At 53.7% G+C, this 22977-nt stretch carries 15 protein-coding genes and 2 pseudogenes; 7 read left to right on the top strand and 10 right to left on the bottom strand.

Annotated features, from left to right (window positions below; all coding sequences use genetic code 11):
• Positions 1–74: 74 nt before the first annotated feature.
• Together CEC48_RS11160 and CEC48_RS11155 are read right to left on the bottom strand one after the other, a co-directional pair.
• On the bottom strand, positions 75–1490 hold the full coding sequence (locus CEC48_RS11160; RefSeq protein ID WP_088423787.1) for a HAMP domain-containing sensor histidine kinase: 1416 nt from the start codon (positions 1488–1490) through the stop codon (positions 75–77).
• Positions 1468–2148: a response regulator transcription factor gene (locus CEC48_RS11155; RefSeq protein ID WP_088423796.1), complete on the bottom strand. Its 681-nt coding sequence runs from the start codon at positions 2146–2148 to the stop codon at positions 1468–1470. The genes CEC48_RS11160 and CEC48_RS11155 overlap by 23 nt, the downstream gene beginning before the upstream one ends.
• A 404-nt stretch (positions 2149–2552) precedes the next feature.
• Here CEC48_RS11155 and CEC48_RS11150 point away from each other — a divergent pair, with 404 nt between their 5' ends.
• On the top strand, positions 2553–3875 hold the full coding sequence (locus CEC48_RS11150; protein WP_088423786.1) for a chloride channel protein: 1323 nt from the start codon (positions 2553–2555) through the stop codon (positions 3873–3875).
• A 6-nt stretch (positions 3876–3881) separates the two neighbouring features.
• Here CEC48_RS11150 and CEC48_RS11145 read toward each other — a convergent pair whose 3' ends face one another.
• Complete coding sequence (locus CEC48_RS11145; protein ID WP_088423785.1) at positions 3882–5159, bottom strand: DUF2254 domain-containing protein; 1278 nt, start codon at positions 5157–5159, stop codon at positions 3882–3884.
• Positions 5160–5266: 107 nt separating this feature from the next.
• Complete coding sequence (locus CEC48_RS11140) at positions 5267–6520, bottom strand: sodium:proton antiporter (protein ID WP_088423784.1); 1254 nt, start codon at positions 6518–6520, stop codon at positions 5267–5269.
• 300 nt (positions 6521–6820) lie between these two features.
• On the opposite strand from CEC48_RS11140, the gene CEC48_RS11135 reads away from it, so the two are divergent.
• Both CEC48_RS11135 and CEC48_RS11130 read left to right on the top strand, forming a co-directional pair.
• A complete protein-coding gene (locus tag CEC48_RS11135; RefSeq protein WP_088423783.1) occupies positions 6821–8701 on the top strand; it encodes a DUF294 nucleotidyltransferase-like domain-containing protein in 1881 nt (626 codons plus the stop codon).
• On the top strand, positions 8698–9420 hold the full coding sequence (locus CEC48_RS11130) for a 3'-5' exonuclease (RefSeq protein WP_088423782.1): 723 nt from the start codon (positions 8698–8700) through the stop codon (positions 9418–9420). The genes CEC48_RS11135 and CEC48_RS11130 overlap by 4 nt, the downstream gene beginning before the upstream one ends.
• A 282-nt stretch (positions 9421–9702) precedes the next feature.
• On the opposite strand, the gene CEC48_RS11120 is transcribed toward CEC48_RS11130, so the two are convergent.
• From CEC48_RS11120 to CEC48_RS11110, 3 genes are all read right to left on the bottom strand, one after another.
• On the bottom strand, positions 9703–11322 hold the full coding sequence (locus CEC48_RS11120) for a methyl-accepting chemotaxis protein (RefSeq protein WP_088423781.1): 1620 nt from the start codon (positions 11320–11322) through the stop codon (positions 9703–9705).
• A 342-nt stretch (positions 11323–11664) separates the two neighbouring features.
• Positions 11665–13332: a BCCT family transporter gene (locus CEC48_RS11115; RefSeq protein WP_088423780.1), complete on the bottom strand. Its 1668-nt coding sequence runs from the start codon at positions 13330–13332 to the stop codon at positions 11665–11667.
• A 228-nt stretch (positions 13333–13560) separates the two neighbouring features.
• Positions 13561–15048, bottom strand: coding sequence for a SulP family inorganic anion transporter (locus CEC48_RS11110; RefSeq protein ID WP_088423779.1), 1488 nt, complete (start codon positions 15046–15048; stop codon positions 13561–13563).
• Positions 15049–15433: 385 nt separating this feature from the next.
• Between CEC48_RS11110 and nhaA the strand changes: the two genes are divergently transcribed.
• Positions 15434–16627 (top strand): Na+/H+ antiporter NhaA, encoded by a 1194-nt coding sequence (gene nhaA / locus CEC48_RS11105; RefSeq protein WP_088423778.1) that lies wholly within the window; start codon positions 15434–15436, stop codon positions 16625–16627.
• A gap of 195 nt (positions 16628–16822) precedes the next feature.
• Here nhaA and CEC48_RS32165 read toward each other — a convergent pair.
• Positions 16823–16939, bottom strand: a pseudogene (locus CEC48_RS32165) (hypothetical protein); the annotation flags it as partial.
• 1 nt (position 16940) lies between these two features.
• A complete protein-coding gene (locus tag CEC48_RS32030) occupies positions 16941–17210 on the bottom strand; it encodes a BPSL0761 family protein (protein ID WP_305883179.1) in 270 nt (89 codons plus the stop codon).
• 1681 nt (positions 17211–18891) lie between these two features.
• Here CEC48_RS32030 and CEC48_RS11085 point away from each other — a divergent pair.
• Positions 18892–19173, top strand: a complete 282-nt coding sequence (locus tag CEC48_RS11085; protein ID WP_088423775.1) for a helix-turn-helix domain-containing protein — start codon at positions 18892–18894, stop codon at positions 19171–19173.
• 189 nt (positions 19174–19362) lie between these two features.
• Positions 19363–20275: pseudogene (locus CEC48_RS11080) on the top strand (IS3 family transposase).
• A 274-nt stretch (positions 20276–20549) separates the two neighbouring features.
• Here CEC48_RS11080 and CEC48_RS11075 read toward each other — a convergent pair.
• The gene (locus CEC48_RS11075) at positions 20550–21719 is read right to left on the bottom strand and encodes a hypothetical protein (protein ID WP_088423774.1); all 1170 of its coding nucleotides are present in this window, start codon (positions 21717–21719) and stop codon (positions 20550–20552) included.
• Positions 21720–22420: 701 nt separating this feature from the next.
• Here CEC48_RS11075 and CEC48_RS11070 point away from each other — a divergent pair.
• Complete coding sequence (locus CEC48_RS11070; protein ID WP_088423773.1) at positions 22421–22933, top strand: cupin domain-containing protein; 513 nt, start codon at positions 22421–22423, stop codon at positions 22931–22933.
• Positions 22934–22977: the final 44 nt, after the last annotated feature.

The raw sequence follows: 22977 nt of genomic DNA, 5'->3' as shown, positions 1-22977 counted from the left end.
TTGGGTCAGCAATATGTGCTGCCAAACTAGGCCTGGGCGCCGAGGCGCTCAAATTAACCAGTATTAAGTAAAATTTAATGTTCAGGTACAGATCGATCCGTGGCTTGACCGCTGAACATCGTGCAGTGAATCAATACGCGTGTTCCCCTGCCCGAGGCACCGGGGTGGATATCCAGTGTGTATCCGTGCAATTTCACTATGGCGGCGACTAACGACAGGCCTAGGCCGTGGCCTGGGTTTATCTGGCTTCCCTCGCCGCGATAGAGCCGGCGAATGACATGCGTACGGTCCGCTTCAGGAATGCCGGTACCATCGTCCACTACTTCAATAATGACAGTTGAGTCCTTGATGCTCCCCCGCAATTTGATAAGGCCGCCCTCCGGGGTAAATTTAATGGCGTTATCGAGCAGATTGACCAGCGCTTCGAACAGTAACGAAGAGTCGCCATACACCTGGGGACAATCGCTGGGAATGTCCAGCGAAAGCGTTTGGGCGCGGTCCAGTGCCATCGGTTCGTAAAACTCATGCGCCTGTTTCAACAACGTCATGATCGGGAAGGGCGCAAAGGCAGAGCGGCGACGAATATCCTCAAGCTCAGCGACCCGCAGCAGTCCTTGAAAGCGCACCATGATCGACTCGCTCTCCTCAAACGCCTGATTCAAGGTCTGCTTATGTTCTAGGGCCAGCGGTAACTGCTGGAGCTGATAGAGCCGTGCGCGTAAGCGTGTCAAGGGTGTGCGCAAATCATGGGCAATACCGTCGCAGACGCTTTTCACCTCATGCATCAACTGCTCTATGTGATCAAGCATCGTATTGACGGCGTTGGCCAGCATATCCAGTTCATCGCGGCTTGCTGACAACGGCAAACGCTCAGCCAAGTTGCCCGAAACGATACTTTTGGTGCACAGCTGCAGGCGTTTGACACGACGCAATGGGCGACGTCGCAGTAAGCGCCAGCCAATCAAACCGGGGATAAGTGTTAATGACAACCCCCACATCAGGGCCTGCTCAATAATGCCACCCACGGCGGAAATCGACCCGCCGTCACGTGCCAAAATCAGGATATGTCCGTCAGGGCGCCGTGCCAGCAAGGCATAGCTGCTTCGGGTTTCGGTGCTGGGTAACGCAATGCTCAGGCCGCGCTCAAGGTAGTGAACCTGGCCGTCGTCGGGTAGGTTGGAGCGCAGTTTCAGCAGGTCGCCGGCGACATGGGTGCCATCGGGTCCAAATAAACCGTAGGCGTCGATCCCGGGGGTCGAGTAAGCCTCACTCGCCGCCAACTCAGCAAGCAGGTTCGAGTCGTCGACCTTTTGATAATAGTGGGCGCGTTGCAACAACGTACGCTCGGCAACCGTGCCCAGATAGTGGGAGATTTCCCAGTACAGTACACCGGTAAAGAGTGCTCCCCACGCCACGAAGAACACCGCGTAAAACCCGATCAATCGACTACCGGACGAGCGCCATTCCTCATTTTTTGGTAGCGAGGACATAGCCGGCACCGCGTATTGTATGGATCACAGGTGAATCTTTGTCGCTTTCCAGCTTTTTACGCAGTCGTCCGATGTGCACATCAATGATGTTTGTCCCGGGATCGAAGTGATAGCCCCAGACGCCTTCAAACAGCATGGTACGAGTGACCAGTTGGCCGGCACTGCGCATCAGGAAGTTGAGCAGTTTGAACTCGGTGGGCAGCAACTGGATGTCTTCGTCATTGCGCGTCAGCTTGTGCTCCACCAAGTCCAGTCGCAGGTTGCCGCAACTGAGGTGTGGATTGCTGGGGTCTGCGGCGGAGCGTCTGAGCAATGCGTCAAGGCGCGCGATCATCTCGACCGCCGAAAAGGGCTTGGTCAGGTAGTCATCGCCGCCCGCACGAAGTCCCAGAACGCGCTCATCCACGTCCGAAAGAGCGCTGATCATAAGGACCGGCGTCTGAATCCCAAGACTGCGCAAGGTGCTGACAATCGTCAGCCCGTCAAAGTCCGGCAGCATGCGATCCAGCGTAATGGCGTCGTAGCCGCCTGCAATCGCCAAGGCCAATCCCTCGCGTCCAGTGGCAGCCCACTTTGAGCTGAAACCGTGGCGTTGGAGTTCAGCGACGATGATTTCGGCCGTGACCTGATCATCTTCAATGACCAACGCATTACTCATGACTTCCCCCATTTGTGCGTGTTTTTCGGCGCTCCCGACTCAATGCCGGCATCCAGTGCAAGCGAACCTTATTGCTCCAAGTTGCGCGCGAATACTAACTATTTCTTAACCCACCTTAACCCGGTCATCTCGCCTGCACGGATATATTCGTAATAACAGCCGAACGAGCTGACTGACATGAGGGTAAATAGTGACAACCTATCTGGCTTTCTTCTTGCTGACATTCGCCTTGGTGTGCGCCCACACAAATTGGCTTACTCACAAAACAAAATCGACGTGGTGGGGCTCCTGAGCCGGGAGTGAATAGCTATAGTTATCTGGTCACTGCCGGTTGGACGTGACCGTTTAACCCGTTAATCTTGTTTTTGCATGTTATTGAACCTCAACAACGGGAATCCGCTCGGGTGATCAAACCGATATTGCTGATACGTCGTCGTTTTGCCTCGATCCGATGGCGTACTCGGGTGACACTCTGGGTCGCTGCTACCCTCGCAGGGTTGCTGGTAGTGATGTTCGCCCGGTTGGCTGACCTAGCGCTGATGCAGTTCGCCCAACAGGCCGCCGCCCGGCCGTGGCTGCCGTTTATCTACACGCCGCTGGTCGGCATGTTTGTGGTGTGGATGACTTCGCGTTTTTTTACAGGGGCTCAAGGTAGCGGTATTCCCCAGGTGATCGCGGCTACGCGGTTGGCCCACCAGGGCAAGCCCGTGAACAAGTTGGTATCGTTGCGTCTGGCCTTCGCCAAGATAGGGCTCGGAACCCTGGCCCTGACCGGTGGTTTTTCAGCGGGGCGTGAAGGCCCTTCGGTGCAAGTCGCCGCCTCGATCATGCATTTCTTTCACCGTTACCTGCCCAACGCACGCATAATTCGCCCTGAAGACCTCATCCTGGCCGGTGGCGCGGCGGGTATTGCTGCTGCCTTCAACACGCCCTTGGCCGGTGTGGCCTTTGCAGTGGAGGAGCTTGGGCGCAAGTTGGAAACCCGCACCAGCGGGGTGTTGCTCAGCACGATCATTTTGTCGGGTATGGTCGCGATAGCCTTGCAGGGCAACTACAACTATTTCGGGCACTTCGACGTACAAGAGGCCAATTTCGATATCGTTCTTCCGATACTGGCGATTGGTATTGGCTGTGGTGTTATGGGGGGATTGTTCAGTCGGATGCTCCTATGGCCACAGCGCTATCGCAGTTTTGTCGTCTGGGAATGGCGCCGCCTGCATCCAGTCTGGTTCGCAGGTGGCTGCGGCATGATCGTGGCGATTCTCGGTGGGCTCAGCGGTGGGATGTCCTTTGGCAGCGGTTACGGGATCACCTCCCAGATCATCGTGTCCGATGTTGGTTTGCCGTGGCACGCGCCGATTACGCGTTTTCTTGCGACCGTTGTGACTTATTTTTCCGGCATACCGGGCGGTATTTTTGCCCCCTCTTTGGCGGTAGGCGCCGCTGTCGGTGCCAATGTCGCTGAATACTTCGCCTTGGCGGCACAGCCCATCATTGCACTGTGCATGGTGGGGTTTCTGGCAGCAGTCACGCAATCGCCGATCACCTCTGCAATCATCGTGATGGAGATGATCGACAGCCATGGCATGGTTATTAGTCTGATGGCTGTTGCACTGATTGCCAAAGCAGTCAGTGCCAGGATGGGCCCCGAGCTCTATCAGCAGTTGGCGCGTGGCTTTCTGCAATCGGACGGCAGTGGCGCCGCCGCGCAAAAAGCCAACACGTAGATTGGGTCAGTGCAGCAGCGGTCGCGCCGCTGCTCTGAGCTTGTGCCGGTCCTCTTCGAGTACAAGTGCAGTGTTCGCGTGCTTGAGCAGCAGTTCTGCGTGCCGGGTACAGGCACCCCTGAACATCGCCGGGTTTATCTGTGCCAGGCTTACAAGGGCCTTCATCATGCGCAGGTCGACTTCCACTAGACCCGCGCCATCTCTGGCAATCGGTGCGAAGAAGTCATCGAACAGGTCATCCACGGTCAAACCGCGCAGGTAAACGTGCTGGCAGTCAGCGTCGATTTTCGCGGCGGGTTCTTTAGGTGTACCCCAACATGTCAGGCTTCTGACGCCGCGCCCAATGACGTCAATGGCGGTGCCGGGGTCATTGACGGCCGGCGACAAGGCGCGGGAGGCGATCTCCGACAACACTGACAAGCCGAACCGGGGGTCGTGTTCGAACGTTCGACGCACGCCGATAGCCAGGGTAGCAATGATTTTTTCGTTGCTCGACGCCAGTTCCTCCCCGCGTGCCTTGCTCAAGCTAACGGTTCTTGCGAGCGGCATGCCGATATGCACAAAGCTTCCCGGCAAGACGTCCATAAATATCTGTATCTCGTCTGTGTTGGCGATCGCGCCTAACGCCTGAACGTCAATATGCTGGACGTACCCCGTGTGGAGGCTTGTGATGATCAGCGCAGAACTGGGGATCACTGACTCGCAAGGGTAGGCGGCTGCCCCCAAATGCGGCCATTGGACTCGATTGTTAATGGCATCAATGGCTGCCTGCTCGACACGGTCAATAGTTTCTCCCACCCGCCCAAGCTTGGACAAATGATCGATCCAGCGCAGCAGCGTGTAGACAATCAGAATGACCACGACAATGGTTACCGCGAATAGCAAAACCCTCCCTTGTTTACCGTAGGCGCCGGTACTCAGCGCAATGATCCCAACTAGGCTGAACAGGAAGGAGCCGATAAAGGTGGCCAGGGCATTTTGTGTCGTGGTGTCTTCCATCACCAGGGTGGTGGCCCGGGGCGTCACACCGCTGCTCGCCGCACCATAGGCGCTGACCATCGTGCTTAACGAAAAGGTCGTCACCGCGAGCATGCTTGAGGCAATGATGCCCAATATCTTATCGACGGCGTCGGCACCAATGCGGGCGGGCAACGACTCGGGAATGTAGTCCTTGCAGAAAACGGCGAGTAACGCGGTCGCAATACCCAGCAAGGAAAACAGGCTCGCCCTGAACCACAGCCGTTTGGTCATTTGGTGTAGCACCCAGCGCCAGCGTGCGAGCATTTTTTATACCTTCTGCAAATAACACGACGGGACCCACCGTAAGGATTCAGGGAAACGAAGGCGGTGAGTTGATTATCCTTAATTGAGTGTTTTGTCGGGCCGAGGGTTCATCCCTCGTATTTGGTTGCCACACACGGAATGACTCGCCTGACCAATTTACCAATCGACATGCCTTGGATCAGGATAGAAAAAACGACCACCAGGTACGTCAGGGAAACCACGATATCGCGAGCCGCCCCTGAGGGCAGCGACAACGCCAATGCTACCGATATCCCGCCACGCAGGCCGCCCCAGGTCATCACACTCCAGGCACCTTCCGGTAGGCGGAAGCGTTTACCCAATACCGCGATGGGAACCCCTACAGTCAACAATCGTGATAACAAGGTCAGCAATATGACCAGCAGGCCCGTGGTGAGCAATGGGTTGGAGAACTGGATCAGAACGACTTCCAACCCGATCAATACAAACAGCACCGCATTGAGTATTTCATCGATCAGTTCCCAGAACATATCCAGGTTTTTTTCAGTCTGCTCGGACATCGCATGGGAGCGCCCTTGGTTACCCACAATCAGTCCCATCACCACCATCGCCAATGGGCCGGAAACATGGAACTGAGTGGCGAGTGCATAGGCGCCGAGAACCGCGGCCAGGGTGATGAGCACTTCCTCCTGATAGCTATCGATACTCTTGAGCATTCTGTAAGTGATATAGCCCACGCAGGCGCCTAACAGAGCACCGCCTCCGGCTTCCTTGAGTAACAGATGCGATGCACCGATAACCGACGGTGTCTCCCCGCTGGCGATCATTGCAACGATCAGCGAAAACAGCACGACACTCACGCCGTCGTTGAACAGTGACTCACCGGAAATGACCAGTTCCACGCTATGGGGCGCGCCGGCAGATTTCAGAATACCCATCACGGCGATGGGGTCGGTGGGGGAGATCAGCGCGCCAAACACCATGCAATAAGACAACGGTAGCTGCAGTTCTGTGAGGGACAACAACGCCCAGAGCCCGAAGCCGATGAACAATGTTGAGAGCGTTGTCCCTACTACCGCCAAGGATGCAACCTGCCATTTGTAGGCCCGCAGCTCCGCTAGGTCCACATGCAACGCCCCAGCAAAGAGCAGCAATGACAACATGCCTTGCATCAGCAGTTCGGAAAAGTCGATGGACTCCACCAGCGACTGCTCAAGGGTATGCAAGGCATGAAAGCCCAGCGCATCGAATGCCATATTCAATAGTGACAGGCCCAAGGCAATGCCCATCACACCGATGGCGGATGGCAGGCCGACGTAGCGCCGATTGAGATAGGCAAGTACTGCCGTGATGCAAAGGAAGATCGCAATAATGTCCAGCATTGACCCGCTCCAATAAAACAGGATGAGGAAAGCACCCTCGGCAATGCAGATCGCAAATGCTTCTGACCGTTCAGAAATAACCGCCGTCAGCGCTGTGCATTCAGTGAATGCCGCGCCTGCCGGGATTATAAATATGACGGCCCGCCGTTACGCAGCAGTTGTTGCCACTCATAGCGTAGATCAGACGTGGCGCTTGATCCTCGTATCGGGATGTGATGTGGTGGGCGACACAGAAAGGCCACTGCCCTTTGCGATGTAGGGCGCTCGTAACTTTAATTCTTTTCAGCATTTCGAGGTTTCATGCAAATCGAGTTACAGGAGATCAGCGACCACCTCTATCGTTTTGCTCCATTTGATACGCTGCCAAAGGAATCGGTAGACGCCATCGCTCGGCGGGTAGAAGTGAGTTATTTCAAGGCCGGCAGCGACATCCTTGAAGCGGGCGCGATCATTCATGACTTGCACTATGTGCGTAGCGGTGCGGTGGAGATTTACCGGCGCAATGGCGAGCTCTACAACCGACTTGTCGAAGGCGACCTCTTCGGTCAGGCCGGTTTATTGCGCAGTAACAAGGTACGTTTTCCCGCCCGGGCCTTGGAAGATAGCCTGATCTATTACATACCCGCCGACGTGTTCGCTGACCTTTGCGCGCAGCATGATGCTTTCGCCGACTTCGTTGAAGCTGAGGGGCACTCCAGGCTTAAGACTGCCGTTGAGGCGCAGGGGCGTGCCAGTGAGCTTATTCAGCTCAAATGCCGAGGACTTATCTCTCGGCCCTTGGTGTGGGTCTCGTCGGATACCTGCGTCGGCGATGCGGCAAAAATCATGACAGAACAAAGCGTTTCTTGCGTTCTAGTGATGTCATCAGCGGGCTTGCAGGCGGCTGAAATCCAAGGGATCGTGACGGATCGGGACCTTCGCACACGTGTTGTCGCGGCCGGCCGAAACGCTGACGAAACGGCTGCCCGAGACATCATGACGGCCGAGCCGGTAACGATAGGCGCAGACGACTCAGTGTTTGAAGCGATGCTGGTGATGTTGCGCCGTAATATTCACCATCTGCCGGTGGTCCATCATGGCCATCCGATTGGGCTGATCAACCTGTCGGATATCATCCGCTACGAGTCACACAGCAGTTTGTACCTGGTAAACCGAATCTCTAACCAGACTTCGGTCGACGGCCTTAAATCGCTTCTGCGTGACCTGCGCGGAACCTACATCCGCATGGTGCGTGACGGCGCGACGGCGCACATGATTGGTAGCGCGATTTCCGGTATTGGCCGGGCCTTTACCCAGCGTTTGCTGGAGCTCGCAGAGAAAAAACTAGGGCCGCCTCCGGTGCCTTACTGCTTTATGGTGTTGGGTTCCATGGCGCGTGATGAGCAGTTGTTGGTGACGGACCAGGATAATGCCCTGGTGCTCGACGACCGCTTCGATCCAATCCAGCACGATGCTTACTTCCGAGCGTTGGCGACGTTTGTGAGTGATGGCCTGGCCGCATGCGGTTACAGCTATTGCAAAGGCGGAATCATGGCGACGAACGATCAGTGGCGTCAGCCGTTGAAGGTATGGCGAAGTTATTTTGATCAGTGGATCGAAAAGCCAAACCCCAAGACGTTGCTCAATAGTTGTATTTTTTTCGATCTGGATGGTGTGTTTGGCGAGCTCGAGCTTGTGCAGGAACTGAAAGTTCTGTGTGCTCGAAAATCCAGCGCACATCCTGTTTTTCTAAGTGCCATGGCTCGAATTGCCCTTAACCGGACGCCGCCATTGGGCTTTTTCCGGACCTTTGTGGTTGAGACAGACGGACAGCACAAACGGATCATCAACCTGAAGGGGCGAGGTACCGCACCGCTTACAGACCTGATCCGCATCCACGCGCTCGCGTGTGGCAGTACCGCGCAGAATTCATTTGATCGTATGGACGCCATCGCGAACAGCAACGTCATTCCGCCTGAAGCATTAAAGCAACTCCGATACGCGCTGGAGTTCCTGTCGATGGTGCGAATTCGACATCAGGTTGACGCACTGGAGCAGGGAGCGGCGCTCAATAATTATGTTGAGCCGGAACGCTTTTCCAACAGTGAACGACATAATCTCAAAGAGGCGTTTCAGGTCTTGAGTAATGGCCAGAATTTCTTGCGCTTCCGTTATCCGTCAAAGGGTCGCCTGTCGTCATGAAACACGTGAAAGCGCAGCCCAATCATAAAGTGCTGGAGTGGTCTTCCAGGTTCGAGACCCTGGCAGACAATGCCGTTAACAGCCGCTTGCGACAGTTCTATCAAGCCGGCGCGGTCTCGGCACAGACCTCCATTGACAGCTTGCAACTGCTGGCCATGGACGTGGAAACCACCGGCCTTGATGCACAGGCTGACAGTATTGTGAGCATCGGGGTAATGCCGTTCACGCTGCAGCGCATTTATTGTGGGAGTTCGCTTTACTGGGTGATAAAACCAGCGTCCGAGCTGAATGAAAAGTCGGTGACGTTTCATCACATAACCCATGCTGAAATTTCAGATGCTCCCACCTTTGAGCAGGTACTGGCCCCATTGCTGGACGCCATGGCAGGCAAGGTGATGGTCGTCCATTATCGGAATATTGAGCGAGCCTTTTTGGATCAGGCAGTGCGTAGGCATTTAGGGGAGGGGTTTGAGTTCCCGGTCATTGATACGATGCAACTGGAAGCCCGACTACATAGGCAAAAACGTGGATGGTTCGCCCGACTTATGGGGCGCTCACAACCGTCCATAAGGCTGGCGGATAGCCGGGCGCGCCTTGGTCTTCCGGCTTATCACGCTCACCATGCATTAACCGATGCCCTGGCAACCGCAGAACTTTTGCAGGCGCAGGTAGCGACTTATTACTCAGCGTCAACGCCTGTTGGCGAGTTATGGAACTGAGTCACCGCTTGATAGTGAAACGTTAGCGCCTGTCCGACCGATATTCCTGTGGGCATTGATTCACTAGCGGTACTCCGTATGGTGAATGCTTGTGACATCCTGGCTCAGGCATCGGCCGTAACCGGATCGATGTGCGGGAGGAATAGCCTGCAAGCGCGGGCTGCCATTACCTCGTTGATTGAGCTTTCAAAAGACTTCCAGTCAAGCACTCAGCGTGTCTCATTATCCGTTTGAGAGCCCTCATCGCGCCAGGCACACATCGCGTGTCCTGCGTCATTTTTTTCAAACAACGAAGCGATTCACCATCTTATTAAGATCAACCGCCAGCTTTGACATTTCCCCGCATGCGCTGGCTGTTTGACTGGCGCCTGCAGAACTCTGCACGGCAAGCTCTCGAATGCTGACGAGATTACGATCAACTTCTCGGGCAACATGGGCCTGTTCTTCAGACGCAGTTGCGATCAACATATTTCGCTCATTAATCTGCGTAATGGCCTTGGCGATCTGATCCAGTGAACTGCTGGCCTCCTGTGCCACATCGAGGGATTGAGTTGCTAGCTCTTTGCTTTTACTCATGGCTTCGACTGCTTCAGCTGAATCGCTCTGCATTGCGGAGATCATCTGTTCGATCTCTTGAGTGGAAGACTGCGTTCTGTGCGCCAACGCCCTGACCTCGTCAGCAACGACTGCAAAGCCGCGACCTTGCTCACCAGCCCTGGCAGCTTCAATCGCTGCGTTCAACGCCAGAAGGTTAGTTTGCTCTGCGATTGCACGAATCACTTCGACGACTTTGTTGATGCTTTGAGCCCGCTGTGACAAAACCTGAATCTTGTCACTCGTGGCTTCAACATTGCCGCTGAGTTTTTGAATCGACTTCAACGTTTGAGAGACTCGCTCTAAACCGGTCTCAGTAAAGCCCTGGGTGCGACGCGACTCTTCCGAGGCCGACTCCGCATTACGGGCCACCTCATCAACCGCCGCACTCATCTCAGTTACCGCAGTGGCAGCTTGGTTGACCTCATCATTTTGGGAGATGAGACCTCGACTGGATTCCTCAGTGACCGCTGTCATTTCTTCTGCGGCGGAGGCCAGCTGTGTAGATGAGTCGCCGATTTGCATGATGGTTCTGCGAAGGTTCTCTTGCATTTGGGCCAGCGCATTTAACAGGCGTCCGGCTTCATCCTTCCCGCTGACGTGCACTTCTTTGGAGAGATCACTGCCGGCGATGCGTTCTGCCACAGATAACGCTGCACCGATTGGGGTCGTAATGCTCTTGGTCAGAAGTGTTGCCAACGCCACAGTTAGGACTACGACAACTGAAATAAGGCCAATGATTACCCAGATACCGTTGGAGTAAGTATTGGTTGCGTATTGCCCAGCCGCTGTGGCGCCGTCGTTGTTGAAGTCGGTCAGAGCTTTGATTTCACCCTCCATCCTATTAGTCAACGGCCGGATACCTGTACTCACCAGGTTGACAGCGGCAGATATGTCACCGCGCGCCATCAAAGGTTCTAGGATATCCAACTGTTTGGCATACGCATCGGCGGATGCTTTCACTACTAGATAACGCGTGCGTTCGTCGTTGTTAGCGATTAGCGGTTCATAATTCAGAACCGCATCCGCGAAAGCCCTCCGGTAACCTGCGAAGGACGCAACCGTCGATTGAAGTGCTTGAGGGTCAGCGAGTGCACGTTGAGTTTCAAGTCTGAGCCGCATTACTCCAACGTTCATCAGTGCCGTTTGTCGGACACTTGGAAGCCAATTGGTTTCGACATCTTTTTCGGCGTCCCGCAGCTTGCCCATCTGCACAGCAGCAACTGCGCCGAGCACAAAGACCAACATAATGATTGACGCAAAAAACAAGGAAGCGCGTGGAGCTACGTTGAGATTTCTAAGGTGCATGCGAGCTTCCTGACTGCGAGGGAATGATCTAGGTATCTAGACTATCGACCTGACGTTAATAAACTTAATCAGGCCTCTCGCTTTTAACTGCTCTGCTAAGTCGCCTGCGCGCATCCGGTGATGCATTTGCTGATATCCAGTGCGACAGTGCTTATCTACGTTTGAGTTTCAAATATGGAATTCTGCTGGAAACCGGAACGTGAACGGTCATGCAGGCATGTACCAAATTCTTACGGAGAGGGTTTTTTCGTCGTAAATGTCGGCCGCTCAGGCTGACGCCATCGCTCCAGGCGATGGCGTCAGGGGTTGTTTGCTGTGCGCTGACAGCGAAAACCCGATTTGCTAACGAGGCTCCGACATCAGTCCTTTCACCAGCGATATACACCCGAGCATTAGAACGATTGCGAAAGGTAAACCTGTGGATACTGCCATTGCCTGCAGTGCCACCAGCCCCCCACCCAACAGAAGGGCAATCGCAATCACGCCCTCGATGACTGCCCAGAACACTCGTTGAGGCACAGGCGCATCCACCTTGCCGCCGGCGGTGATCGTATCGATTACCAAGGAGCCTGAGTCCGAGGATGTAATAAAAAACACAATGACCAGAACGATGCCCAGGAAGGAGGTGATCTCTTTAAGCGGCAGCTCTCCCAGCATGGCGAACAACTTCAGCTCCAGCACAGCGTCCTTGACGCCCACCAGGCCCTGTAAGGTCGTTTGGTCAATGGCCGTTCCGCCGAACGTTGTCATCCACAGCACAGACACCACTGAGGGAACGAGCAAGACCGAGATCAGAAACTCTCTGACCGTTCGACCACGACTGACGCGCGCGATAAACATGCCTACAAACGGCGACCAACTGATCCACCACGCCCAGTAGAAGGCAGTCCAGCCTTGGGTGAATTGGGTGTCAGTGCGGCCGAATGGATTCGACAGTGCCGGCAGGTATTCAACATACGTCACCAGGTTCTTGAAGAACCCTGTGAAGATGGCCAAGGTCGGTCCCACTACGATGATAAACACCAGTAAGAGCAATGCGAGTCCCATATTGATCTGGGAAAGCATTTTGACGCCCTTGTCCAAACCGGAAAGGACTGACCACAGCGCGATCAAGGTAATGCCAACGATCAGCACGACTTTACTGAGATTCGTCGATTGTATCCCGAAGAGATATTCAATCCCCGCGGCAGCCTGTTCTGCACCAATGCCCAGAGAGGTTGCCAACCCGAATAGCGTGGCGAATACCGCCAGGATATCGATGATATGCCCCGGCCAGCCCCAAACGCGCTCACCCAACAGTGGATAGAAAATCGAGCGTATCGAAAGCGGTAAGCCCTTGTTGTAAGAAAACAACGCCAGGGACAACGCCACAATCGCATAGATCGCCCAGGGATGAAGTCCCCAATGAAAGATCGTAGCGGCCATTGCCAAGTCGGCGGATGCTTTCATATCGCCTGCTGCACCGCCCAACGGCGCCCAGTCCGTACGCACGCCGCTCGCATCGACTGTCACGCCTCCCATGGACGCCGCGTAATGCGACATGGGTTCGGCGACGCCATAAAACATCAAGCCAATGCCCATGCCCGCGGCAAACAGCATTGAAAACCATCCGACGTAGGAGTGGTCTGGTTTGGCATCTCTGCCGCCCAAACGCACCTTTCCCAATGGGGAGAAAATCAACGCAATGCACAGCACCACAAAAACGTTCGCAATGCTCATGAAGAGCCAGGCGAGGTGACTAGTCAACCAGTTCCGGATGGCGCTGAAGAGGGGTTCTACCTCATTCTGCAGTGCCAATGTCAGAATCACGAACAGTAAAATTGTGGCGGCTGAAATGATAAATACTTTGCCGTGGATATCGAGCGAGAACGAAAACTCTCCTTTGATATTGTCTTGACCGATGACGTAGTCAGTGTCGATAAGGTTGGCAGCTCCACTAGGAGCAGGAATACCGTCCTCACTGGGGACGTGAGGGGTGTTAGGCCGATCATCCGTAGGCTTTTCAACCATGAGAATCTCCTTGTTGTTGGCGCGTTTTAACGCGCAGTTGTCATTATCCCCGCTGTTCCTATGGTAAAACGAGATGTAAGCGCCTTTATCCTAACAAGCTTTGAGAACAAACCCGGCAAAACCTGCCGGTTGCATAGCCCTTCGATCGAATATGTCACCGTCACATGACGTCTTTTTGGGCTGCAATCTATTCGATTGAGTGCAATGAACAGGTTTGCGCGGGCCAGATTAATGCCCCCTCAACTTATTTATGCCAGCGGGTTTGTCGTGAACGCCAAAGCGATCCACGATCGTGGACGTAGCTTGGTTCATCCCGATGACATCTACGTGAATCCCTTCTCGGCGCAGCTTCAGCACTACCTTGTCGAGCGCAGCGACTGAAGTAATATCCCAAAAGTGGGCCTCTCGAAGATCGATGGTCAGGGTCTCCAGTCGTTCCTTAAGATCGAACGAATGAGTGAACCTGTCTGCTGAGCCAAAAAACACCTGGCCTGTGACGTAGTAAGTGCGATGGGCATGTGCGGGGTCATGCTGAGAAGTGACCTCCAGGTAATGTCCGATCTTGTTGGCGAAGAACATGGCGGCCAGCAAGGTGCCTGCGACAACGCCGTAGGCCAGGTTATGGGTCACGACGACCACGACCACCGTGACCAACATCACGATGTTCGTTGAGAGCGGATAGTCTTTGAGATTGCGGATGGAGTCCCAACTGAAGGTGCTGATGGAGACCATGATCATCACGGCGACTAACGCGGCCATCGGTATGCGGGCGAGCCAGTCGCCCATGAAGATCATCATGATCAGCAGTGAAGCTCCTGCACTCAGCGTAGACAAGCGGGTTCGTCCGCCAGATTTAACGTTGATCATCGACTGCCCGATCATCGCGCAGCCCGCCATGCCGCCAATGAGACTGCTGGTGATGTTGGCGATGCCCTGGCCTTTGCATTCACGATTCTTGTCGCTGCTCGTGTCTGTCAGGTCGTCGACGATGGTTGCCGTCATCATCGACTCCAGCAAACCGACCACTGCCAGCGCGGCAGAGTAAGGCAGTACGATCATCAGTGTTTCAAGGTTTAGTGGCACGCTTGGCCACAAGAATATCGGCAGACTATCAGGCAGCGAGCCCATGTCGCCCACCGTATGTAAATTCAGGCCCATGTAGATCGAAATCGCAGTCAGCACGATGATGCATAAGAGCGGCGAGGGGAGCAGTTTTCCTACGCCCGGCAGCCTTGGGAAAAGGTAAATAATCGCCAGTCCGCCAGCAGTCATGGCGTAAACGGGCCAGGTTACCCCGGTGAGTTCTGGAAGCTGCGCCATGAAAATCAGGATCGCCAAGGCGTTAACGAATCCTGTGACGACTGATCGCGATACGAAGCGCATCAGCTTGCCCAGCCGCAGATAGCCCGCGATTATTTGAAGTACGCCGCACGTCAGCGAGGCGGCGAGGAGGTACTGAAGGCCATGATCCTTGACCAGGTTTACCATGAGCAACGCCATGGCGCCGGTGGCCGCCGAGATCATCGCCGCACGCCCCCCAACAAACGAGATCACAGTGCAGATACAGAAAGAGGCATAAAGGCCAACCTTGGGGTCGACGCCGGCAATAATAGAAAAGGCAATAGCCTCTGGAATAAGCGCCAGTGCAACAACGAGGCCCGCGAGGACATCGGCTCGGATATTTGACAGCCAAGCAACTTTGATCTTTTCAAACATTTATTTACCCATGGCAGGCACCACGTCCCGCGCAGCGGTTAGCACTGAGCCGTGTGTGCTTGTGTCTTCAATTGAGTTGTGGAATGGCCGCGGCCAAAAAAGCTGGCGCAGCAAAATACGACCGCAGCTAGGAGGCGGTCAGGGGCGTGCGAGGGGGCGGAGCGCTATGGCGGCGTAGGCAGCCAGTTCGAGCGTGGCAAGGTAAATCCTTCGGCGTGTCGTATACAGACCACAGGATAATAACCGGCCGTAGCGCACTCGTACAACCGATAGGCGGTCTTGCAGGAACCTATCATGTAGAATATCCCGCGGGTGTCACCGCAAAACGCGGGAGGGCAGGTTTAATTCAGCGCAGGTCGGGCCGCCGCGCGGAGTGACTGTGCCTATGAGCTTGAAATCCTCACGTCCGGATAAAACCCACGGCCATCGTGAATCTCCCGCCACGCGTGCTTTTTTCTCCCGTTTCCTGGCCGCGGAATCAGCGGGTGGCCTGATACTCATGGCCGCTGCTTTGATAGCACTCCTCGTTGCTAACTCTCCGTTGGCAGACATTTACTTCTCGTCACTGCATGTAAAAGTCGTTGGCCTCTCGATTGAGCACTGGATCAATGATGGACTGATGGCGGTCTTTTTCATGCTGGTGGGGTTGGAGATCAAGCGCGAAATGTTGGTCGGCCAGTTATCGAGCTGGAGCCAGCGCGCTCTTCCAGGATTCGCCGCGTTAGGCGGTATGCTTGTACCTGCTTTGATCTATATTGCGGTCAACTGGGGTAACGCCAAAACTTTGGGAGGGTGGGCTATTCCGGCTGCGACCGATATTGCGTTTGCCTTGGGCGTACTGTCGCTGCTAGGTAAACGTGTGCCCACCTCGTTGAAAATCTTTCTGTCTGCGCTTGCGATTCTTGATGACCTGGGTGCCGTGCTCATCATCGCTCTGTTTTACACCAGCGGCTTGTCGGTCAGTATGTTGCTGGCCTCACTGGGCGTTATTGTGTTCCTGGTGATGCTCAACCGATTCGGTGTGACTCGGCTCTGGCCTTACCTGATAGCGGGCGGTCTGCTGTGGTTCTTTATGCTTCAGTCTGGTATTCACGCGACCTTGGCCGGTGTCATTCTCGCACTGTGCATTCCGATGCGGGCGGCGAGCAGCGAGTGCAAATCGCCGCTCATCCACTTGGAAGAAAAGCTGCACCCGTGGGTCGCTTTCGCCGTTGTGCCCATATTCGGTTTTGCCAATGCGGGTGTCTCTCTTGCTGGTATCTCGCCTAATAACCTTATCGACCAGGTACCTCTGGGAGTAACGCTTGGGCTATTGCTAGGCAAGCAAATTGGCGTGTTTGGTTTGGCTGCGCTGGCTATTCGCACAGGGCTGGCCAAGCTGCCTGAGCAATGTGATTGGTCTCAGCTGTACGGTGTAGCGCTGCTGTGCGGCATTGGTTTCACAATGAGCCTCTTCATCGGGGCGCTGGCCTTCCCGGATAACCCGCATCTGGTCGATGAGGTGAAGGTTGGAGTGCTTATGGGCTCTATTCTTTCCGCTGTCCTCGGTGTTGCTGTTCTTTTGAAGGTAAAACGTTAATCCTGAGCTCATCTGTCCGTTGATAGCTGCATGGTGGGATGAGCATCCAGTCGCGCCTACGGGTTCAGGCATCATCAGGATATTTAGAACGCTTGAGCAACCCGAGATAGCTTCTCGGCAGAGCCAACAGAAATAGCGAGAGGATGTTCGGAAAGCCTGGGCCGTTTCCAACCGCTCAGGATCGTTCCTTTCTCAAAGGCCTGTGCGTTTGTCGCGGGAGGTCGGAATTCCACTTTCAGCAGACATGCCGGCGCCGGTAAAAACACAACCTTTCGAGCGGCAGTCACGGCTTTGATGGCGCGATCCCAGCATGTCATCTGGAAGCTTTGTCGGCTGCAGCGCAAACGAACGGGCTGTGGTAGCTGCTATCGATTGCGGAGCTGAAGACTGGGCCCATCGGGGACACGTCAGTATCTGACGCTTCTTCAATCCGTCCTGCCAGCAGCACCTGAAACTGAGACGGATAGTGACGCAGGAGGAATTTGGCGTCACGGCGTACCCTTTCTGGCATCGATAAGTCTTGGGAGAGCTCAAGCAGAAACTCCCCCGTTTGGATGACTGCCCGGGTACGTTCAATCGGCATGGTCATGTTTAGGCCCTCAGAGTCATCGTGCTGCCGTAATTAGGTGCTTACGCTTGGCGAGCGTTCCCCATGGTGTCTTGACCTACAGTTAGTCGACGTGCCGTATCGGCCACACAGAGATCAGGCTACTCGGTTCCTTAGGCTAAGGCCCCCCATGCGTGAATGCTTGGACGAAATCAATCCGGCTTTATGCTACGCAACGGATTCCTGTGCAGAACACGTTAGCCATGCCCGGAGTGAAGCCACCAAAACCCGACAAATAGCCAACATCGCCCACCATCAGCACTCCTCGGTTGCGTGTTTGAAAACATCCATTGACTTGGTAAGGGTCAAAAGATCCATGGTATTTCTTACTGAATCGCTATCCCTAGATGCGTGGATCAGCCGGCGAGCCTTCCAACCGGTTCTAGTTCGCGTCCGTCTAACAGGGCGCAGTCCAGAAACCTGTTCTGTTCATCAGATCTGTTCCGAAGCAAGGCCTGAGCATGCTCTTCAAAATCTGCTTTCATTTTCCACTTGAGTTTCTTTACTTTTCGTCGCCCCTTCATCCTCCCCCCTTTTTGAGCTTCAAAAGTCATTATAATACTAGGTGCATCAAGCACTGCTGGAGACTATCTCCAACGCAGAAAGCGAGTAACTCGTCTTGATTTGCCGAACACTCGGTGCGCGGCAGGCTTGTTGTGCGTTGGAGAAATTTCCTCACTCTGGAAGCGCTGTGGTCAAATTCGATGCAGATCGGTGCTTGAATCGCATGCGACCGCCTGGCGAAGTCTGATGCGAACGAGTGCTCTGTGAAACCACACCATCTCCATGTTTGGTATCTATGCGGTTATTCAGCCAGCGCTGTCTAGTCAGCGCGCTAGCCGAGGAGGTCATTCAGGTCGGAGTCGTTGCACCAGCGGTGACTACGACGGTATAGCAAGCTCATCTATCTTGGATGACCTGTAGCAGCCAGCAGGCCTGAACATGCAAAGTACTCATAGAGCGGTTGGTGGAACCTCATGTTTCTTACTGTCTCCCTAAGGGTCCAAAAAGCTGGGTATTGGATGTTGCCGAATAGTTCTCTGATAGCTGAAAGTTCTGTTGTTGAAGGTGCCTGGGGCAATACAACACCCGTGATTTCTTTTTCCGACGAAGATCCAGGTCACCCAGCTTGTAACTGGCTGAAGCAGTTCGGTAAACGACCGCGCTTTGATCAGTAGAGATGCCGTTGAAGACGGTAACGCTCTCTAGCTCCTCTAAAGTCCAGTGAGTGCGACCGCTGATGGACGGTGGGCACATCATGTGAACATGCCTAACCTCTACGTCCGTGACTGCAGCTAGGTAGTACTGTAATTCGTAAGCACAGTTGAGTATGGCTGCACGATTGGTCTGCCCTGTGTGCAGGGAGATGATAGTGGCAACAAAGCATAGTCCCTCTATTTCTCCGTGAGTGCAATTCCGTACCTCACGCTGGGCGGGGTCATAAACAAAAATCAATTAGGGCACCCTGACTGGTAGAAGGCATCGGTTTTGGAAAATGCACTGCTTGCGACGGATAGAAAAAAAGCCCGCGACAGCTCCAAGAAATTTCCCTTGCAGATTGGCATCGACTCAACGCAATTCTACCGAAATGAACACTATAGATTGTAGCCCTATAGTGAGCAAAAAGGCTTCATCGTTCCTTTTGCGAGGAACGGTCATGGAAGTGAAGCAGGCGTTCGGGATTGCGCTTCGAAATGCCCGGGTTCGTCGGGGCTTGACGCAGGAAGATTTCCACGACATCAGCAGTAGGACCTATATCAGCACGCTAGAGCGCGGACTGAAAAACGTTACCATTGACAAAGCAGCTGCATTGGCCGAGCGCACTGGTGTTCATCCTCTCACTCTGATAATCGAGACTTTCCTGATCCTCGACCCAACCGTTAATCTAGCCTCCCTAATCAGACAGGTGCAGGAAGAAATGGAAGCGGCTTCTAAGTGAGAGGCGGTGGGGTCATAATGAGGGGGGAGAGGAGCCACACAGCAGCCCAAGGAGTCGAACTGCTGGAAGTCGCGTGCATCAGCACGAGCACGGACGATCTTAAAGATTTCAAGGATACGCAGAGGAGTGAATCGCCCCGGGTTTCGTAGACACCTCCATGCCTTAAACTGAGGCCAATCAGGAGGTGCCATGAGCAACCCGCGTTACCCCGAAGAATTCAAAATCCAAGCAGTCAATCAAGTGACCGAAAAGAAGCTGCCTGTCGCTGAGGATGATCAGCACGCTGAGCTACGTCGTCTGCGAGCGGAACTCAAGCGCGTCACTGAAGATCGAGACATATTAAAAAAGGCCGCCGCGTACTTTGCCAAGGAGTGCGGCTGAAGTACGCCTTTATCAAGCAGCGCGCGGGCGACTATTCGATTCGACGGCTTTGCCTGACGCTGAAAGTCCATCCCAGAGCCGCAATCTGTAAGCGCCAAAGACGACAAGCGACTGCTGGGTTTGATCAAGCATTCCTGGCTGGAGAGCGGTGGCGTTTATGGCTATCGCAAAATCCACGACGATCTGCGCGAGGTCGGTGAGGATTGTGGTCGTCATCGTGTGGCGAGGCTGATGCGTCTTGACGGTCGGCGTTCTCAGACAGGTTATCGACGCTGCCCTGGAAAGTACGGCGGTAAGCCAGCGGTCGTCTCACCCAATTTGCTGAAGCGCCAGTTCGATGTTGTGGAACCCACCGGTTTGGGTAAACGACATCACGTACATTGGTACGTATGAAGGCTGGTTGTATTTGGCGGTGGTACTGGATCTGTTTTCTCGGCAGGTCGTTGGCTGATCAATGAAGTCGCAGATGACCAGTGATTTGGCTATTGATGCGTTGTTGATGGCGGTTTGGAGGCGTAAACCGAAGCAAGAGGTGATGGTTCATTCCGACCAACGCAGCCAGTACAGCAGCTCCGATTGGCGCAGCTTTTTGAAGGCAAACAATTTGGTTGCCAGCATGAGTCGCCGAGGCAACAACGTAAAACGCCGCCATGGTTTCAACAATCAGCTGTCACCGGTAGAGTTTGAAAAGCGTTACGCAATGAGCTTGCAAGGTGTCTAGAGAATCCGGGGCGATTCAATCACCTGTATATAAGACCCTCTGCGACCCAAGTCTTCCAGGCGAAGGGGGTGCGCGCCAGCTCTCGAATTTCCGACAATCCTCAAAGGAGGAAATTGGGATTCAGGAGTAGGGCGGCAGCATGTCTTCAATGAATCACGAATTAGAAGCGCCCTGCGAAACAAGCCCCTTGACTCCACGCCTACGCGCGAGTGATGAGCAAAAGATCGTTAACCCCTAATGCAGCTGTGTCAAAGCGTCTAGATCACATAACCAGTCAGAGTCCTTTACGGAGAATCGAACTGAAGACTTCAGAACCTAATTTCTTTTGAGTTTCATATATACCAAACTCTTGAAGGCTGCCACTGATGCTCGCAATTCGTATAGAGTCCAAGCACGATGTCTTTAGGGAAATTATTTCCTGATTATCCGCACCCTCAATTTCCAGCTGGTTAACCGTTAGCGTCACAAGCTCATTAACCAAGTTTCTGATTTGACGTTGCGTCAAACCAGGTCGACCATGGGAGGTCACCAGCAACGGCTCATCCTCATCGTCAGGAGCCTTCCTAGGCAGATCACGACTTGCGCGATACCTTTCTAGATATGAGATGAATGTGTTTGGGGCAGTCACTGCTTGGACACCCCGTAGACCGTCAACTAGATACTGAACACCGGAGGTGGTATGTCTTAAGAGGTTGAAGGAAGGAGTTCTTCTTAAGTCTTTCGCGATCCACCGAATTGGCACTAGCAGGTATCTCATCATGGCAACTATGAATAAGGCCCGCTCATGGCGACCACAAGTCAGATTAGCGCCAATTCTGAGAATTTGATCCACATGCCAAACCGTCAGTCCGCGGTCAATTGCCCTAGCTTCGACACTTAAAGTTTGAAGGGGAAGCCGTTCGAAATTCCGCGCCGGATTAAACTGGCAAATCCCTTTATGGATAAGGAAATCATAGAAAGACGTACAGAAGGAGACTATGAGCTTGAACATGCTCATCGTACGCATCCCAGTCCCATTGGCGGGCTTGGAAAATGGCCGCCATGCTGGGTTAGCAATGTAGCCGACGCCATCAACCCACTTAAATCGCTGGCGTGCGAAGTCACTTACCCAATCGGAGGGTGGCACTGAGTTGAATTCTAAGAATGCCCGAAATTCGTCTTTGTCTACTACGTCTATAGACTTTTCCAGAATAATCCATGACCACAGTAATAAACGCTCTACAATACTTCGAGCAGACCCAAAACCTGACAAATTTTCTCCGTCACTCTGCACACCGGTACGGGCAGCAATGAACTCTCGCGCCATGTTCGCGTGTTTGAATGTATTTAGGTTCGAATCGAATCCAGCCAAATACCTCTCTACACCTGGATGCTGCCCGTAATAAATCACCTCACCTAATGCAATACTAGTGGCCCCTGAAAAAAGGGGGGTAGGCAAGCTCATGATAACCATCTCCCGAAACCCATGTATTGATAAGGGTAGGAGATCATCAGTAAATTTCAGATTATTTATTTTAAAAACGTATTAGCATCTGCAAGCCCCTGTTTTTGTGAGTTTTTATTCACAGCGGGAAGTCTGGCATTATTTTTAAATACCTCGGATCTGCGTATGTCATTGTTTCATAGCGATTTTTAACCTACTTATTTGGAATGTTGTTGCTCTAAAAAACTGGCAACCCCTTGATTTTCCTCATTTTCAGGAGACATGTAAGAAGAGCAGTCATCATTGGTATATGTCTAGGAACGAGTGACAGATCTGATTTTCATCTCAATGACTTAACGTGTCGATGCCGAGCCATTAGGAAACGAGCGTAAGCTCCTGATTCTACGGTACGATTTTTAAATTGATTAATTATCATTTTGTGATTATCGCCACATGGTTGCTCACCGTTTGATTGAAGCGTAGATACATCATTTAACATAATATACATTATGCGTAATTCTCTATGCGCGTCCAGGGTCTCTCTGCTGCCACTTTTCACCCAGTGCTCTGGCCATTACTCGCTAGATAAACGCCGTTACGAATCTGAAGTTCATCGCGGTAACGTCTCTCTACAAATTGCTGAATACTCCAGACGGCACCCGCGCCAGATCGCCGGGGGAAACTAAGTCAGCTATTGAGCATCATCACGCAAGGGAAATGGAATGAAACGTAGCCTGCAGAATGCCCCGGACCTGATCGCGGCGCTCGGCTTGGAGGAACACGAGGAAGGCGGTTACTACCGCAGAACCTTTCAATCCGGTCGGCAAGTCCCGGCCGAAACCGAGCATGGTGGTCAACGTCATTTGATGTCGTCCATTTATTATCTGCTGACCCAAGATTCGCCTATTGGCTACTTTCATCTAAACCACTCCGATATCGTGCATTACTACCACCTGGGCGATGCGCTTGAGTACAACCTTATTTTTCCAGATGGCACCCTGCAAACCGTTGTGATGGGCAGCGACGTGAGTAACGGCCAGCTTTTACAGCTGCATGTGCCCGGTGGCATCTGGAAAGCTTCGCGGCTTATGAATGGGGCTTCGGGTTATGGCCTGATCAGTGAAGCGGTTTCACCGGGGTTTGATTACGCAGATATGGAAATGAGCAACCGGCAAAAGCTCACCGCGCAGTTTCCCGAACATAGGGCGCTGATCGAAAAAGTGACGCAAGCGTAAGGCTCGGCCCCTGTAAAAGCGTCCAAAGCACTCACACCCTGCTC

This window comes from Pseudomonas sp. K2I15 (genome assembly GCF_002204795.1).
Taxonomy (GTDB): Bacteria; Pseudomonadota; Gammaproteobacteria; order Pseudomonadales; family Pseudomonadaceae; genus Aquipseudomonas.
This window is presented reverse-complemented; position numbering and strand designations above follow the sequence as displayed.

What these genes read in the sequence shown, in the direction of transcription:
- CEC48_RS11135 (WP_088423783.1), top strand. Translation starts at nt 6,821, where the DNA reads ATGCAAATCGAGTTACAGGAGATCAGCGACCACCTCTATCGTTTTGCT.
- CEC48_RS32030 (WP_305883179.1), bottom strand. Translation starts at nt 17,210, where the DNA reads ATGCCGATTGAACGTACCCGGGCAGTCATCCAAACGGGGGAGTTTCTG.
- CEC48_RS11155 (WP_088423796.1), bottom strand. Translation starts at nt 2,148, where the DNA reads ATGAGTAATGCGTTGGTCATTGAAGATGATCAGGTCACGGCCGAAATC.
- CEC48_RS11145 (WP_088423785.1), bottom strand. Translation starts at nt 5,159, where the DNA reads ATGCTCGCACGCTGGCGCTGGGTGCTACACCAAATGACCAAACGGCTG.
- CEC48_RS11120 (WP_088423781.1), bottom strand. Translation starts at nt 11,322, where the DNA reads ATGCACCTTAGAAATCTCAACGTAGCTCCACGCGCTTCCTTGTTTTTT.
- CEC48_RS11070 (WP_088423773.1), top strand. Translation starts at nt 22,421, where the DNA reads ATGAAACGTAGCCTGCAGAATGCCCCGGACCTGATCGCGGCGCTCGGC.
- CEC48_RS11115 (WP_088423780.1), bottom strand. Translation starts at nt 13,332, where the DNA reads ATGGTTGAAAAGCCTACGGATGATCGGCCTAACACCCCTCACGTCCCC.
- CEC48_RS11110 (WP_088423779.1), bottom strand. Translation starts at nt 15,048, where the DNA reads ATGTTTGAAAAGATCAAAGTTGCTTGGCTGTCAAATATCCGAGCCGAT.
- CEC48_RS11140 (WP_088423784.1), bottom strand. Translation starts at nt 6,520, where the DNA reads ATGCTGGACATTATTGCGATCTTCCTTTGCATCACGGCAGTACTTGCC.
- CEC48_RS11160 (WP_088423787.1), bottom strand. Translation starts at nt 1,490, where the DNA reads ATGTCCTCGCTACCAAAAAATGAGGAATGGCGCTCGTCCGGTAGTCGA.
- nhaA (WP_088423778.1), top strand. Translation starts at nt 15,434, where the DNA reads ATGAGCTTGAAATCCTCACGTCCGGATAAAACCCACGGCCATCGTGAA.
- CEC48_RS11085 (WP_088423775.1), top strand. Translation starts at nt 18,892, where the DNA reads ATGGAAGTGAAGCAGGCGTTCGGGATTGCGCTTCGAAATGCCCGGGTT.
- CEC48_RS11075 (WP_088423774.1), bottom strand. Translation starts at nt 21,719, where the DNA reads ATGAGCTTGCCTACCCCCCTTTTTTCAGGGGCCACTAGTATTGCATTA.
- CEC48_RS11130 (WP_088423782.1), top strand. Translation starts at nt 8,698, where the DNA reads ATGAAACACGTGAAAGCGCAGCCCAATCATAAAGTGCTGGAGTGGTCT.